The organism is Acidiferrimicrobium sp. IK, assembly GCF_025499425.1.
Taxonomy (GTDB): Bacteria; Actinomycetota; Acidimicrobiia; order Acidimicrobiales; family Palsa-688; genus Acidiferrimicrobium.
Genome location: NZ_JAIMCB010000001.1, coordinates 364523 through 379422 on the forward strand (window position 1 = coordinate 364523; position 14900 = coordinate 379422).

The window sequence follows — 14900 nt, forward strand, 5'->3', positions numbered from 1 at the left end:
CCGGGCGATGAGCCTCGGCGTCGACAGCTTCTGCTACCAGCACCCGGACCGCATCGCCGGCGGCCGGTGCGGTCGCTGCCACCGGCCGATCTGCCCGGAGTGCATGCGCGAGGCCGGGACCGCCCCCGCAGGACGCTCCGCGCCGGCGTCGTGGAGCTGCGAGCGCTGCGCGAGCGGGGAGCCGCCCCCCGCCCCGGCGCCTCGGTGGCGGCCCCGCCGGGCGGCCGCCGCCGGTACCCGCAGGCGGACCCCGGCACTCGGCACGTCCCGCCTGACCCCGGTCGTGATGGCCATCATCGCGGTAAACGTGCTGGTCTACCTCGGCACCGCCCACGACCAGGCTTCCGTCGACGCCCGCTTCGACATGCTGCCCCTGGCCATCGCCAACGGCCAGTGGTACCGGCTGGTCACCGCGGCGTTCTTGCACCTCAACGTCGGGCACATCTTCTTCAACATGGTCACCCTGGCGATCATCGGGCCGGCGGTGGAGACCGCTCTCGGGCGGGTCCGGTTCCTCGCGCTGTACCTCCTGGCCGCGCTGGGCGGATCGATCGCGTCGTACCTGCTCGGGCCGCTCCTGACCCAGTCGGTCGGCGCGTCAGGCGCGATCTTCGGTGTGATGGGCGCCTACCTGGTACTGGCTCGGCGCAGCGGCAACGAGACCAGGACCGTGCTGGCTCTGATCGCCATCAACCTGGTGATCGGCTTCGCCGAGCCGGGCATCGACTGGCGGGCCCACATCGGCGGCCTGGCCACCAGCATGGTGGTGGCCTACGGCTTCTCCCGGGCCGCGGAGCTTCGCCGCCAGGCGGTGCGGTTGGGGGAGGTGGCGACGGTGGTGGTCACCGCGGTGGTCCTCGCAGGGATCGCCCAGCTGCCCGCCGGCCACGTCAACCTCTAGGCCCCGGCCTGCAACCCCGACGGCACGCCGCCAATTCTCACCATCTCTTCAGGAGATGGATGGTTCGGGCCCGGTAGGGTCGGGAACGATCCGTTCGCATGGCGAAGTTGTCTGACGCTCCGTCGCGGGGAGCCGCACCGCTGCTAACCCGCCGTCCCTCCGGCCACGTCTGGGCGGTCGACGTCGTGCGCCTGCTCACCTTCTCGGCGGTCATCGCGGTCCACACCTTGGCCTACACCCAAGACCCCGGCAACGAGGGGGTCAACGGGCTGATGCTGCTCCTGCAGTTCGGGCGCGACGTGTTCTTCTCGATCACCGGGTTCGTGCTGGTCTACTCGACCATCGGAAAACCGGTGGCCACCCTGCCGTTCTGGCGCAAGCGGATGACCTACGTCGTCGTCCCGTACCTGACCTGGTCGCTCCTGTACTACGGCGTCGACCTGATCATCGCTCCGTACCCGGCGTTCTCGTGGCGCGACCTGGGGATGGACGTGGTGGACGGCAACGCCTTCTACCACCTGTACTTCCTGCTGGTCTCCATGCAGCTGTACCTGGTGTTCCCGCTGCTCGTCCGGTTCGTGCGGGCCACCGCGCACAAAGCCGGGTGGGTGCTGCTCGGCGTCGGCGCCTTGAACGTCGCGTGGATCGGATTGCTCGAATACCACCCGGTGCCGCACGGGTCGGCGTCGTGGCTGTGGAACCACGCCTACGAGATCCTGCCCACCTACGCGATCTACGTGCTGGCCGGCTGCTACGGCGCTTTGTACCTGCCCCGCCTGCAGTCGGCGCTGCGCCGGCGGCCGGGCCGGGCGGTGGCCGCCGCGGCCGGCCTGATCGGCGCCGCGCTGGGCGCCTACGCGCTGCAGCTGAGCTCGTACATCCCCCGGGTCGCCGGCTCCCCGATCCAGCCGATCATGGTCCTCAGCTGCGCGGCGGCGGTGATCCTTGTCGGGCTGGTCGCCACCCGGTGGGCGGACGGGCCGAGGCGAGGGCAGGCCCAGGTGGAGACCGGCTCGGACATCTCGTTCGGGGTGTACCTGGCCCACCCCCTGATCCTCACCCTCCTGCTCAACAACGGGCTGGCCTGGACCCGCCACGACCTCAACCCGGCGCTGGCCACCATTCTGGCCTTCGTCGGCACCGTCGCCGGCGCCTCGGGGCTGTCGTGGGCGGCCAGGCGGACACCGCTGGCGCTTCCCCTCACCGGCCGCCCGTGGAGGCGGTCGCCGGGCCCGGCAGCCGTCGCCGCGACCCGAGCCGGGACCCCCGTCGGCGTCACCGCCGGCTGAGGGCGCCGCAACCACCGTTTCAGGGAGCTTTCATGTTCCGGTGATGGCCTTCTCATATCTGAGGGGTACACATGACCCATGCACTACGTGGGCAACCCCGTCCGGGCCCTGGTGGAGCGACGGGCCAGGGACTCCTCGGAGCGGACCGCGTACGTCGAGGGAGCCACCGGCAAGTCGCTGACCTGGGGTTCGGTGGCCGACGGGGTGGCCGGGTGGGACGCGCTCGGCGCCAGCGCCGGTCCCCACGCCCGTGCCGGGCTCCTCGCCGGGACGTCCCTCGAGATGGTCAAAGGTTTCCTCGCCGCGCTGGCCGCCGGAGTGGTGATCGCGCCGCTGGACCCCGGGGCGTCCCCCGCGGAGCTGGCCGGGCAAGCCGCCCGTCTCGGGCTCAGCGTCATCGTGACCGACGACGCCGGCTCCGGGCTCGGCGCCGGCCTCGAAGGCGTGGAGCACTGGCTGCTGGGCGACCGCGGCCCGCAGGCCGTCCCGGCGCAACGTCCCGTACAGGCGCAACGTCCCGCACAGGCGCAACGTCCCGGCCCGGCGTCGCCGCCTCCCGACGGGCTCGATGGGCTCGACGTCGCGATGATCATGGCCAGCTCCGGCACCACCGGCACGCCGAAGATCATCCCGCTCAGCGCGTCGCAGCTGCTCGACACCGCGGCGGGCGTGGCGTCGGCGCACCAGCTCGACGACCGGGCCACCGGCTACTCCCCGCTGCCCCTGTTCCACATCAACGGCCTCGTGGTCGGGGTGCTCGCCACCCTGGTCACCGGCGGCCGGCTGGTCGTGGACCGCAGGTTCTCCGCCGGCCGGTTCTGGAAGGTCGTCGCCGACTACGGCGTGACCTGGCTCAACCTGGTGCCTGCCATCATCTCCATCCTGGCCCAGCGCCAGGCTCCCCCCGCCGAGGTGGCGGGGCGTGTCGGTTTCGCTCGCTCGGCGTCGGCCCCCCTTCCGACGCCGGTGCGAGCGGACTTCGAGCAGCGCACCGGGATCAGCGTTCTCGAGACCTACGGGATGACCGAGGCGGCCAGCCAGATCACCGCCAACCCGAGGGACCCCGCCGCTCGCCGCCCCGGCTCGGTAGGGCTCCCCGTAGACGTCGCCCTGCGCGTCGTCGACCGCGACCGCCAGCCGGTGCCCGCCGGCGACGTCGGCCAGGTCCAAATCCGAGGGACGCGAGTCGTGGCCCGCTACTGGAGCCCAGCCGACGACGCCGGCGGGTCCCGGCCGGCCACCGGCCCCGATGGGTGGCTGGCCACCGGCGACCTCGGCTGGATGGACGCCGACGGGTACGTCTACCTGGTCGGACGGCTAGACGACGTAATCAACCGGGGCGGCGAGAAGGTCTTCCCCCTCGAAGTCGAAGGGGTCTTGCTGGCCGACGCCGCGGTCGCCTCCGCGGCGGTCGTCGGTCGCCCCCACCCAGTCGTCGGCGAAGAGCCGATCGCGTTCGTGCTCCCCGCCCCCGACGCGGACGTCGACGGGCTGGCCGAGAGGCTGTCGCAGCGCTGCCAAGCCGGCCTCAGCCGGTTCAAGCGCCCGGCGGAGATCATCGTCGCCGACAGCCTCCCGGCCGGCCCTACCGGCAAGATCCGCCACGCCGAACTACGCGCTGCGCTCGCCGGTGACGACGCCCCGAACGGAAACGTCGCCTCGACCGCGGCCACCTGACTCGCGGTGCTCCCCGACCCCACCGGGCGGCGGGCCGGCACCGAGCGTCCACCGGTGCTGCTCGCCGCGGCTGTCGCCAGCCACCACGCCACTTTCCCCCGACCCGAATCGAAAGGACCCCAGTGACCCCCACCGACCTCACCCTCCCGCAGCGCACCGCCAAGCCGCGTAGCGCCGGGCTCACGATGGTCATCGACGGCGGCCTTCCGACCAGCTACTTCACCGACGCCATCCGCAGCGCTGCCCCCTGCATCGACATGGTCAAGTTCGGCTGGGGCACCGCTTTGGTCACCGACGACATCGACGGCAAGATCGCCTGCCTCCGGGAGCTGGAGGTCCCGTTCTACTTCGGGGGCACCCTGTTCGAGAAGTTCGTCGCCCAGGACCGCTTCCACGCCTACCTGGAGTTCGTGCGCGCCGCGGGCGCCACCGCCGTCGAGGTCTCCAACGGCACCATCGACTTGTCCAACACCGCCAAAGCGGCCTACATCCGCAAGTGCACCGACGAGTTCTTGGTGCTGAGCGAGGTCGGTTTCAAAGACTCGGACCGCTCGCAGCGGCTGTCACCGTCGCAGTGGGTCGACTGCATCGGCGAGGACCTGGAGGCCGGCGCGTCGCTGGTGATCACCGAGGCCCGCGAGAGCGGCCGCAGCGGCATCTGCCGCCCCGACGGGGAGCTGCGATGGGGGCTGATCGAGGACATCCTCGTCAGCGGGGTCGACGTCGACCGGCTGCTGTTCGAGGCGCCCAACAAAGCCCTCCAGACCCACTTCATCACCCGTGTCGGGGCCAACGTCAACCTCGGCAACATCGCCCCCGACCAGGTCATCGGGCTCGAGACTCTCCGCCTCGGGCTGCGTTCTGACACGCTCATGCACTTCGAGGACGCCGACGACGAGTGGAAGGCGCGGCCTCGCTATGCGTGAGCGCGCCAACGCGTTCCACCTGGCCATCCCCGCCCGGGACCTCGACGAGACGCAGTCGTTCTACGTCGAGGGTCTGGGCTGCCACCTGGCCCGTCGCTACGAGGATCGCATCACCCTCGACTTCTTCGGCGACCAGGTCGTCTGCCACCTGAACGAGGGGTGGGACCGCGAGCCGCTCGACTTGTACCCCCGGCACTTCGGGGTCACCTTCCGCCGCCGGGAGGAGTTCGACGACGTCCTGTTCCTGGCCGAGACCCGCGACCTGCCGTTCTTCGCCGCCTGCCAACCCCGGTTCAAGGACCGGGTGGAGGAGCACCTGACCTTCGTTTTGCGCGACCCGTCCAACAACCTCATCGAGTTCAAGCACTACCGCGACCCCAGGATGATGTACTGACCCTCATCGTCGCCCGGCACGGCCGGACCGCGTGGAACGCCGCCGGGCGGTTCCAGGGGATGGGAGACCCGCCCCTCGACGAGGTCGGCGAGGCGCAGGCCGCGGTCCTCGGCGCCGAGCTGGCGCCGCTGCGCCCGCGGTGGGTGGCATCCAGCGACCTGCAGCGGGCGGCGAGGACCGGGGAGGTGGTCGCGGCCGCGTGCGGGGTCGATCTGCGGGTCGACGCGGGGCTGAGGGAGGTCGACCTGGGCGCCTGGGAAGGGCTGACCCGAACCGAAGTCGAAGCCCGCTACCCCGACGAATACCGGCGCTGGAGCGCCGGCGAGGACGTCCGCCGGGGCGGCGGCGAGACCAGGGCGGAGGCCGCGGCCCGCTTCGTCGCTTCGCTCCTCGCCCTGGCCGCGCCGCTCCACCCCGGCGACACCGGAGTGGTCGTCGCTCACGGCATCGTCATCCAAGCGGCCCTCGACGCCATGTGCGCCGCCGGGCTGCTCGCCTCCCCGGACCTCTCGGCCGGTGCGCCGCATTTGGGCAACGGGGCTTGGTTGGCGCTGGAGATCGCCGCGCCGGTCGGCTGAATCGCCGTAGCGTTCCACCGGGTGGTCCCGTCACCGCCCGCCGCCAGCGCGCGCCCCGGGTGCTCGCCTCGCCGCACCCAGCGCTGCGGTGGCGGGTCGGGGAAAGACCGGCGGCGGGCGCGCCCAGCTACGCCCTGCGGTTCCATACCCTTGGCCCTGCCCACGCCGCACCGTCTGCCCGGAGGATCAGGTGCCTATCAGGTCGATCTCACGCCGGCGGCTCGCCATCGCTGTAGCCGCCCTCGTAGTGGCGGCCGGCCTGGTCGTCGGGGCGCTCGACGTGTTCACCTTCGCCGCCCCCCGGCGCGCCTCGACCGTCGGGCTGGCCCTGTCGCAGGCCGACACCGACCGGCAGGCGCCCTCGCGACCGCTGACCGGCGCCGGCCTGCCGGGCCGCTCCCGCCCGAGCACACCCGTTCTGGTCCCGGCGCCGCCGGGGCGGCCCGGGGCGTCCTCGCCGGCCGACCCGCACCGCCTGGTGACCACCCCGCGGGGCGGCATCGACCATGACATCGGACCGCCCGACGGTACGCCGCTGGCCGCGGCGGCGGGCACCGAACCAGGCCAGATGGGGCCGTTGGCCGACCTGCCCCAGGGTTGGGCGACGAGCGTGCACCGCTTCAGCGTTGGTGGCATCACCCGCAGCTACCTGGTGGTACGCCCAGGGGCGACCAGCGCAGCCAAGCTGCCGGTGGTGGTGGTGCTCCACGGCCGCAACGAGACGCCCGCCGCCATCGAGGGGATCACCCGCACGCCGCAGGTCACCGGCCCGGCGATCCTGGTGTTCCCGGCCGGGTACGGCCGGAGCTGGGACGCCGGCGGGTGCTGCGGGGTGGCCCACCGCCAAGACATCAACGATGTCGCGTTCTTGACCCAGACCATCCACCAGGTGCTCGCCACCCAGCCCGACGCCGCCGCCAACCGGGTGTTCATGCTCGGGTTCTCCAACGGCGGCCGCATGGCCTACCGGGTGGCCTGCCAGGACCCGGGGCTGCTGGCGGGCATCGCCGCGGTCGAGGCGGTGCCCGTCGACCACTGCGCGGCCACGTTGCCGCTGCCGGTCATGGTGGTGGCGTCATCGCACGACCCGCTGCTGTCGATCCTCGCCAGCGCCCGCCCGAAGGTGATGCAGGGCTACGTGGAGCCGAGCGTCCAAGCCACCGTCCAGCAGTGGCGGCACCTCGACGGCTGCTCCACCGCCGGCAGCCAGTCGGTGACCGGCGTGGCCACCGTCGACACCTGGTCGCAGTGCCGAGGCAGCGGCCGGGTCGCGTACGCCCTGTACCCGGGCGGAAGCCACAGCTGGCCGCAGGGCGCGACCGCCACCGAGGTCCGAGCCGGGACGCCCTCCGCCGGCGAGCTGGTCTGGGCCTGGCTGCAGCGCAACGTGGTCATAGTCGCCCCTCCGGACTGACCCGGCCGGGCGGGTCTCGGCTCGGGGGCGGTTCTCGGCGCCGGGCCGGGCGTTGGAAACCGGCCGCGGGCCGTGGGGCCGGGGAGCGCAGCGGGTAGAGCAACCGGTATGGCCGATGCATACGTCCCCGAAGCCGACGCACTCGAGCAGCACCAGGACAGCGCACCCGCCGAGGACGTCACGGCGGAGGGCACCGTCTTGGCGGTGCCCTCGGTTCCGGTAGAGGCGTCGGAGGCCGACGTCGTCGAACAGCACGACGAGGTCCCCCTCGACGAGGACGACGACCGGCGCTGACCGGCGCACGACGCGGCTGACCGGCGCAGGAAGCGGCCGACCGTCAGCGTCCGCCGGCCGACCGTCAGCGCTCGCCGGGCCGCGGACAACCCCCACAACGACGCAGAGGAGTCACAGATGCCGATCGCAACCATCAACCCGGCCACCGGCGAGACCGTCAAGTCCTACGACGAGCTGACCGAAGAGGAAATCGACCGCCGTCTAGCCGCCGCGGCGACGACCTTCGCCACTTACCGCCGCACTACCTTCGCCGAGCGGGCCGCGTGGATGCGCGCCGCGGCCGCCATCCTCGACGACGAGGTCGACCACGTGGCGGCGATGATGACCACCGAGATGGGCAAGACCCTCGCCGCGGCCCGCCAAGAAGTGCAGAAGTGCGCGAAGGCCTGCCGGTACTACGCCGAGCACGCCGAGGGCTACTTGAAAGACGAGCCTGCCGACGCGGAGGCGACCGGCGCGCTGCGGGCGTGGGTCACCTACCAGCCGATGGGCCCCGTGCTGGCGGTCATGCCCTGGAACTTCCCTCTGTGGCAGGCCATGCGCTTCGCGGCGCCGGCGCTCATGGCCGGCAACGTGGGGCTGCTCAAGCACGCCTCCAACGTCCCCCAGACCGCGCTTTACATGCAGCACCTGTTCGAGCGGGCCGGTTTCCCGTCGGGAGCGTTCCAGACGCTGCTCATCGGGTCCAAGAAGGTGGAGGCGGTCCTCAAAGACCGCCGCGTCGTGGCCGCCACACTGACCGGTTCGGGCCCCGCCGGCAGCTCGGTGGCAGCCACCGCCGGCAGCCAGATCAAAAAGACCGTGCTCGAGCTCGGCGGCAGCGACCCCTTCATCGTCATGCCGTCCGCCGATCTGGAGCGGGCCGCCGAGGTGGCCACGACCGCACGGCTGCTCAACAACGGCCAGTCCTGCATCAACGCCAAGCGGTTCATCGTCCACGAGGACGTCTACGACGAGTTCCAGCGCCGCTTCGTCGAGGCCATGTCTGCCCAGGTGGTTGGCGACCCGATGGAGGACGGCACCGACGTCGGGCCGCTGGCGTCCGAGCAGCAGCTGCACGACGTCTCGGAGCTGGTCGACGACGCCGCCGGCAAGGGGGCCAGCGTGCTCTGCGGCGGCAAGCCCCTCGGCGGTCAGGGCTGGTACTACCCGCCGACGGTCCTGGCCGACGTCACCCCGGCCATGAGGGTCCACCTGGAAGAGGTGTTCGGCCCGGTCGCCACCCTGTATCGGGTGCGCGACATCGACGAGGCGGTCGAGCTGGCCAACGCCACCGAGTTCGGTCTGGGCGCCAACGTGTGGACCGACGACGAGTCGGAGCGGGAGCGTTTCCTCGCCGACATCGAGGCCGGCATGCTGTTTTTCAACGGCAACACGACCTCCTACCCGGAGCTGCCCTTCGGCGGGATCAAGTCCTCCGGCTACGGACGGGAGCTGTCCTTCCACGGGATCAAGGAGTTCTGCAACGCCAAGACCGTGTGGGTCGGGAAGGGGTCGGCCTCGACCTCGGAGTAGCGGCCTTCGGGGCGGGGCCCGGCGCGGTCTCGAGGGCCGGTCCTCGAGAGGTCCGGTCTTGAGCGGCGGGGGCCTTCACGAGCCGCCGGCCTTCACGAGCTGCGGGTCTTCACGAGCTGCGGGTCTTCACGAGCTGCGGGTCTTCACGAGCTGCGGGGTCTTCAAGAGGAGCTGGTCTTCACGAGGAGCGGGTCTTCACGAAGTCACGGAGCCGGACCATCAGCTCGGGCGGAAGGTCGCCGTGATGGGGCGGTTGGAACACCTCGGTGCGGCCGTCGATCGTCACGCGGTAGCGGTCCTTGCTCTCGGCGGTGACCTCGCCGAGGGCCTCGAGGAGCGCCAGGACCTGAGGCCACTTGACGTTGGTGGCCAGAGGATGCCGGGAGATGTGCTCCAGCGTGTGGCGCTGCGCACTGTCGAGATGCTTGCGGTCGTTCATGGCATTTCTCGCTTTCCGCCGCAGACCCTACGGGCGGTGGCAGCGTGTCCGCAGGGTCGTTCGGCCCTTTCCGGGCTGGCCTATCGGCGGGCCCGGCGCGGGGCCCGGCCGCCAGGCCCGGGGCGCGCCGACGGCTGTCGGACCGCCGAGCCGCCGGCGGCGCTGGCAAAGGTTTCGCCCGCTTCGGGGCGCCCAAATCGCGCCCACGCAGCCGTCGGCTGGGCTCAGTAGTTGGCCGGCGGGTCGCTGGCCGGGAACGACTGCTCGCTCTCCCGGTCCGGCTGCTCGTCGGGAGGGCTGTCATCGCCGGTCCCGGGCTCCTCCGGACGGTCGGGGCCGCTCCCAGCGGGGCGCGCCTCGCCCATCAGCCGAGCGTCCCAGCGGGGAAGCGGCGACCCTGCACGATGGCGCCGGCGGCGCGCCGACGAAGAAGCGTTGGGAGCATCACGGTGTCATCGTTCCCTCTCGCCCGACGCCCAAACAGGCCCCCGCCCGGCGCTGATCTGCACACCAGACACCCGAACCCAGCCGAGGCGGGGTAGACGGGTGCCGTGAACCTCCCGCCAACGTCCCGCCCCACCACGGTCCCGCCCCGGACCGCGATGAGGCAGCGGTGACGAGCGCCGACGCCGTGGTGGTCGGCGCCGGCCCCAACGGGCTGGTCGCGGCGATCGTCCTCGCCGACGCAGGCTGGGACGTGGTCGTCGTCGAGGCGCAGCCGGTGCCGGGCGGCGCGGTGCGCACCGCGGAGCTGACCTTGCCCGGGTTCCACCACGACGTGTTCTCGGCGTTCTACCCGCTGGCCGCGGCGTCCCCGGCCATCAAGCGTCTCAGTCTCGAGGACCACGGGCTGGTGTGGCGACGAGCTCCCGTGGCGTTGGCCCACCCGACCCCCGACGGCAACTGCGCGGTGATCGCCCCCGACCTCGACGTCACCGCCCGCAGCCTCGATGCGTACCGCCCCGGCGACGGCGACGGCTGGAGGTCCCTGATGGCGGTCTATGACCGTTACGGCCGGGACCTGCTCGACGCGCTGTTGGGGCCGTTCCCGCCGCTGCGGGCCGGGGCTGCGCTGGCCGCCAAGGGCCGGGCCGGGGGCCTGCTCGACCTGGCCTGGCTGGCGGTCGTCCCCGCCCGCCGTCTCGGCGAGGAGCACTTCCGCGGCGAGGGGGGACGGCTGCTCCTCGCCGGCAACGCGTTGCACACCGACCTCGCCCCGGAGACCGCCGGCAGCGGGCTGTTTGGCTGGCTTCTCTGCGCCCTGGCGCAAGACGTCGGGTTCCCGGTGCCCGAGGGAGGCGCCGGCGCGCTGGCCGCAGCGCTGGTCCGCAGGCTGCACGCGGCCGGCGGGCAGCTGCGCTGCGGCGAGCCGGTCACCGCTGTGCGCGTCGTCAACGGACGAGCGGTCGGTGTGCGCACCGCCGGCGGGGCGCAGATAGCCGCCCGTCGCGCGGTGCTGGCCGACGTGGCCGCGCCGCACCTGTACGGCTCGCTGCTCGACGAGGCGGAGCTGCCGGACGCGGTGACGGCCGGCCTGCGCCGGTTCCAGTGGGACGCCGGCACAGTGAAGGTCGACTGGGCGCTGTCCGGGCCGATCCCGTGGAGCGCGCCCGACGCCCGCCGGGCGGGCACGGTCCACGTCGCCGACAGCGTCGACGACCTGACCCGCTGGTCGGCCGACCTGTCGACGGGCACCGTCCCGGGCCGGCCGTTCCTGCTCGTCGGTCAGCAGAGCATGACCGACCCGACGAGGATGCCGCCCGGCACCGAGACCGCTTGGGCCTACACCCACGTCCCCCGCACCATCGGGCGCGACGAGCGGGGCCAGGTCACCGGCCGGTGGGACCGCGGAGACGAGGCGGCCATGGCTGAGCGAATGGAGGCCCGCGTCGAGGAGCTGGCCCCCGGGTTCCGCCAGCGGATACTCGCCCGCCACATCCTGACCCCCGCCACCCTCCCCGGACTCGACGCCAACCTGGACGGCGGCGCCATCAACGGCGGCACCGCGCAACTCCACCAGCAGCTGGTGTTCCGACCGACCCGCGGGTCGGGGCGGCCCACCACCTTCGTCGACGGCTTGTACCTGGCGTCGTCGTCGGCGCACCCCGGCGGCGGCGTGCACGGAGCCTGCGGCTCCAACGCGGCGAGGGCGGCGATCGCCCACCACCGCACCCGCATGCTGCGACCGTCCCGGCGCTGAGCTCGCCGGGGCGTCGAACGCCCGGGGCCGGCTAGGCAGCCCCGGGCGCCCGGCCGGTCAGCGGACCCGGTCGGCGACGGGAGGCGAGTCCAGCGCCTCCTGGCCGTCCTCCAGCCACCGCGCCAGGTCGGGGACCTGGCTGCGGGCGCCCCCGGCCCGCCACAACACCGCGCTGGCGCCGGACCCGGCCAGGAGCAACCCGAGGACGACCCAGCCGCCCACGGCCGTCCCATGGGCCAGCTGCGCCAACCCCCGCCCGTGTTCCTCCGCTACGTGCAGGAGCACCGGCGCCACCAAGAACGCGGCCTCGGAGCGCAGCAGCTCCACCAGAGCGAACGTCGGCCCGAGCTGGCGGGACGGCAAGGAGAGCGCCGCCAGGAACAGGCCCGGTGACACCGTCGCCCCGGCCCCGAACCCGATCGCCGCGGAGACCAACAGGATCGCCGGGTGACCGGTGCGGGTCCCGACCAGCCCGACGCCGACGGCGCCGGCGCAGAGCACCAGCGTCCCGACGATGATCAACCCCCGCAGGACCCGCCGGCGCAGCACCGCGCTGAACGCTGCGGCTGCGATCGCTACGCCTACCACCTGCGGCCAAAACAGCAGGCCGGCGGTGAGGACACCGGTGTGGCGGCCTTGGACCAGGTAGTTCTCGGCCAGCTCCAGCAACGCGACCGCCGCGGCGCCGGTCACCATCGCCGCCAGGATCCCGGTGACGGGAAAGGTGTGGGCGAGCAGCCTCACCGGCGTGAGGGCGTCGGAGCGCCGGTACTCGACGACGATGAGACCGACCAGCACGAGCAGCCCGACCGCGAGGGGCGGCAGCGTCCACCAGCTGAGCAGCGGGTGGGAGGTCAGCTCCGACGAGCCGAAGAACGGGAGGGCGGTGGCCAGCGCGGCCAGGCCGACGGCTCCGGTGTCGAGCGGGCCGTCGGGGTCGAGCGCCTCCCCCTGACGGACCGACACCACGCCGAGCACCCCGGCCGCGGCGCCGACGGCCGCGAGGACCCAGAACACCGTCCGCCACGCGTCGTGGGCGCCGGCGATCCCCCCTACGAGCGGGCCGACCGTCGTCGCCCCGAACAGGCCGATGTCGACCACGGCGACGGTGACGGGGAGCCGTTCGGGACCGAAGGCGGTGACGAGCGGCGGGAGCGCGGCGACCAGCAGCAGCCCGGTGGCGAAACCCTGCACCACCCTGCCGGCGGTGAAGACCGGTGCGTCGCCGGCCAGCGCCACCACCACCGACCCGGCGACGAACACCGCCTCGTAGGCGAGGAACAGGGGCCGGGGCGGGAAGCGCTTGAGGAGGGCCACGGCGAGGACCGCCCCGAACGCGTACGCCGCGTTGGCCAACCCGCCGGCGAGCTGCAACCCGGTCGGCGTGGCGTGCAGGTCCTTGAGGAGGGAGTTCTGCATCAAGGTGACCGCGGTGGTCGCGACGATGAACGGGCAGAGGGCGCACAGCACCAGCGCCACCTTGGTCGGGTAGCTGCTGGCGAGCGGCGCGGCGCGCAAACGGGCGGTATCGGGCGGCGACGGCATCGGATCAGTGTTTCGTGGCGATGAGGGCTATCTGCACCAGGGTCCCGTCGGCTAGCAGGTCGGCGAAGCGGCGCTCCTGAGCGTCGGCCGCGGCGAGGATCTCCGATCCCCGGTGCACGGCCGCGACCTCGTCCTTGGTCTGCGCCGCCAGCTCATGCCACCCGGCCGACGGCTGCCCTCCGCCGGCGTCGCCCGGGTGGGCCGCGTCGCTCCGGTGCCTGTCGTCGGGCAGGTGGCTGGTATCGGTGAGCTCGCCGACCTGGAAGCCGTGGCGTTCGAGCATGGCGGTCAGCTCCGCCTCCGACACGAACCGGTTACCGCTGGGCGGGTCGGGGACCGGGTGCTCGGCGACGTACTCGAGCACGCCGAGGCTCCCCCCGGGGCGCAGGACCCGACCGACGCCGGCCAAGAAGCGGTCCTGGTCGCGGGCGGTGGAGAGCACCGCCAGCGCCCACGCGGCGTGGAACGATCGCGCCGCGAAGGGGGGGTCCTCCGCTGACCCGGCCACCGCCGCCAGCCCGAAGAGGCGCCGGCACCAGCGGGCGGCGCCGGGCCTCGGCTCGAGGACGGTCGGGCGGGCGCCGCTTCGCTGCGCCATCCAGGCGGCCGGGCCGCCGATCCCGCCGCCAGCGTCGAGGACCGCCGCAGCCGGCGACACGCCGAGCCTGGCCGCCAGCCAATCCAGCGCCGCCGGGTCGCCGCTGCCGCGGCACGCGCCCGGGACTCGCGCCGCCGGGGGCTTCGACGCCAACACCGCGGCGGTCCACCCGGCGACGGTGTCGAACTCGTCGACAGCGTCTTGGCCGCCGGCCGCCGAGAAGCCCTCCTCCCGGTCCGTCACGCGACCGACCGGCCGAGCAGCCGGGCGCCGACCGCGGCCATGATCGCCGCCGACGCGCCGTACGACGCGCTCGACGCCGCGCCCGACAGGTTGACCCCGGCGACACCCTCGACGTCGAGCATGCGGGCGGCCGCCGCGACCGCGACGTCTACGGTCCCCGACGCGTCGCTTTGGGCTTCGCGCTCCGCGGCTTGGTCCAAGACGATGCCGGGCAGGCGGGCTAGCGACGTCAGCGACCCGCGGTCGCCGGTCACCGCGACGCAGGCGATGAAGGGAACCGCCGCCCCGGCCTCGTGGGCCGCTTCGATGTAGCGGCGGACCGGCCCCGGGCCGCCGCAGTGGTTGACGAAGCAGACCTGGGCGCCGGCCGCCACCTTCTCCGCCAGCCGCCGGGGGCGCAGCTCGACGGGCGGCGCGGCCGGGGTGCCCGCCACCGATACGAGCAGCCCGGCGCTGCGGGCCTGGTCGATCAGGTACAGGCATTCCAGGTCGAACACCTTGCGCTCCCCGCTCGCCCCGGCCAGGCCCTGCCAGTCGCCGGTAACGCAGTGGACCCCGACGACGCCGACGTCGGCCAGCGCCGCGAGCTCCGCGGCGAGCGCCACCCGGTTACGGTCCCGGCATGACAGGGTGACCCACGCTCCGACGCCGGCGTCGCGCAGCAGGAGGGCCATGTGGGAGGGCGGGAAGTCATTGCGGGCGCCGCCGTGATCCCCGACGAGCACTGCGTCGCACGAGCCGCGGAGCGTCGCGGTGACCGCCTGCAGTGAACCGGTGCTGCGCGGTTGCACGTGGAGGTCGGTGACGACCGTAGGGGTCGCCGCCGCGACGGGCGGACCAGGCCGGCGGGCACCGGCCCACGACCGCAGCGGCGAGGTCACAAACGG

The 14900-nt window shown here is 73.2% G+C and carries 15 protein-coding genes; 10 read left to right on the top strand and 5 right to left on the bottom strand.

Going from position 1 to position 14900, the window contains the following annotated elements; genetic code table 11:
• Positions 1-7: 7 nt before the first annotated feature.
• The 9 genes from K6U06_RS01765 to K6U06_RS01805 all read left to right on the top strand — a co-directional run bounded on the left by K6U06_RS01765 (position 8) and on the right by K6U06_RS01805 (position 8988).
• On the top strand, positions 8-901 hold the full coding sequence (locus tag K6U06_RS01765) for a rhomboid family intramembrane serine protease (protein ID WP_262320164.1): 894 nt from the start codon (positions 8-10) through the stop codon (positions 899-901).
• Between the two features lie 98 nt (positions 902-999).
• Positions 1000-2190, top strand: a complete 1191-nt coding sequence (locus K6U06_RS01770) for an acyltransferase (protein WP_262320165.1) — start codon at positions 1000-1002, stop codon at positions 2188-2190.
• Positions 2191-2268: 78 nt separating this feature from the next.
• The gene (locus K6U06_RS01775) at positions 2269-3867 is read left to right on the top strand and encodes an AMP-binding protein (RefSeq protein WP_262320166.1); all 1599 of its coding nucleotides are present in this window, start codon (positions 2269-2271) and stop codon (positions 3865-3867) included.
• 122 nt (positions 3868-3989) lie between these two features.
• Positions 3990-4793, top strand: a complete 804-nt coding sequence (locus tag K6U06_RS01780; RefSeq protein ID WP_262320167.1) for a phosphosulfolactate synthase — start codon at positions 3990-3992, stop codon at positions 4791-4793.
• The gene (locus K6U06_RS01785) at positions 4786-5187 is read left to right on the top strand and encodes a VOC family protein (protein WP_262320168.1); all 402 of its coding nucleotides are present in this window, start codon (positions 4786-4788) and stop codon (positions 5185-5187) included. The genes K6U06_RS01780 and K6U06_RS01785 overlap by 8 nt, the downstream gene beginning before the upstream one ends.
• Before the next feature lie 5 nt (positions 5188-5192).
• Positions 5193-5765, top strand: a complete 573-nt coding sequence (locus K6U06_RS01790; protein WP_262320489.1) for a histidine phosphatase family protein — start codon at positions 5193-5195, stop codon at positions 5763-5765.
• 190 nt (positions 5766-5955) lie between these two features.
• On the top strand, positions 5956-7179 hold the full coding sequence (locus K6U06_RS01795) for an alpha/beta hydrolase family esterase (protein WP_262320169.1): 1224 nt from the start codon (positions 5956-5958) through the stop codon (positions 7177-7179).
• Between the two features lie 108 nt (positions 7180-7287).
• On the top strand, positions 7288-7473 hold the full coding sequence (locus tag K6U06_RS01800) for a hypothetical protein (protein ID WP_262320170.1): 186 nt from the start codon (positions 7288-7290) through the stop codon (positions 7471-7473).
• A gap of 117 nt (positions 7474-7590) precedes the next feature.
• Positions 7591-8988, top strand: a complete 1398-nt coding sequence (locus K6U06_RS01805) for an NADP-dependent succinic semialdehyde dehydrogenase (protein ID WP_262320171.1) — start codon at positions 7591-7593, stop codon at positions 8986-8988.
• Positions 8989-9166: 178 nt separating this feature from the next.
• On the opposite strand, the gene K6U06_RS01810 is transcribed toward K6U06_RS01805, so the two are convergent.
• Positions 9167-9427, bottom strand: coding sequence for a hypothetical protein (locus K6U06_RS01810; RefSeq protein ID WP_262320172.1), 261 nt, complete (start codon positions 9425-9427; stop codon positions 9167-9169).
• Positions 9428-9651: 224 nt separating this feature from the next.
• Entirely contained in the window at positions 9652-9792 is a 141-nt protein-coding gene (locus K6U06_RS01815; RefSeq protein WP_262320173.1) for a hypothetical protein, read from the bottom strand.
• Between the two features lie 248 nt (positions 9793-10040).
• Here K6U06_RS01815 and K6U06_RS01820 point away from each other — a divergent pair, with 248 nt between their 5' ends.
• Positions 10041-11627 (top strand): phytoene desaturase family protein, encoded by a 1587-nt coding sequence (locus K6U06_RS01820; RefSeq protein WP_262320174.1) that lies wholly within the window; start codon positions 10041-10043, stop codon positions 11625-11627.
• A 57-nt stretch (positions 11628-11684) separates the two neighbouring features.
• Here K6U06_RS01820 and K6U06_RS01825 read toward each other — a convergent pair whose 3' ends face one another.
• Genes K6U06_RS01825 through K6U06_RS01835 form a run of 3 tightly spaced genes read right to left on the bottom strand, consistent with a single transcriptional unit; the run spans position 11685 to position 14894 of the window.
• On the bottom strand, positions 11685-13172 hold the full coding sequence (locus K6U06_RS01825) for an MFS transporter (RefSeq protein WP_262320175.1): 1488 nt from the start codon (positions 13170-13172) through the stop codon (positions 11685-11687).
• A 4-nt stretch (positions 13173-13176) separates the two neighbouring features.
• On the bottom strand, positions 13177-14013 hold the full coding sequence (locus K6U06_RS01830; protein WP_262320176.1) for a class I SAM-dependent methyltransferase: 837 nt from the start codon (positions 14011-14013) through the stop codon (positions 13177-13179).
• Positions 14010-14894: a methylenetetrahydrofolate reductase gene (locus K6U06_RS01835; protein WP_262320177.1), complete on the bottom strand. Its 885-nt coding sequence runs from the start codon at positions 14892-14894 to the stop codon at positions 14010-14012. Before K6U06_RS01835 ends, K6U06_RS01830 begins: the two co-directional genes overlap by 4 nt.
• Positions 14895-14900 lie beyond the last annotated feature (6 nt).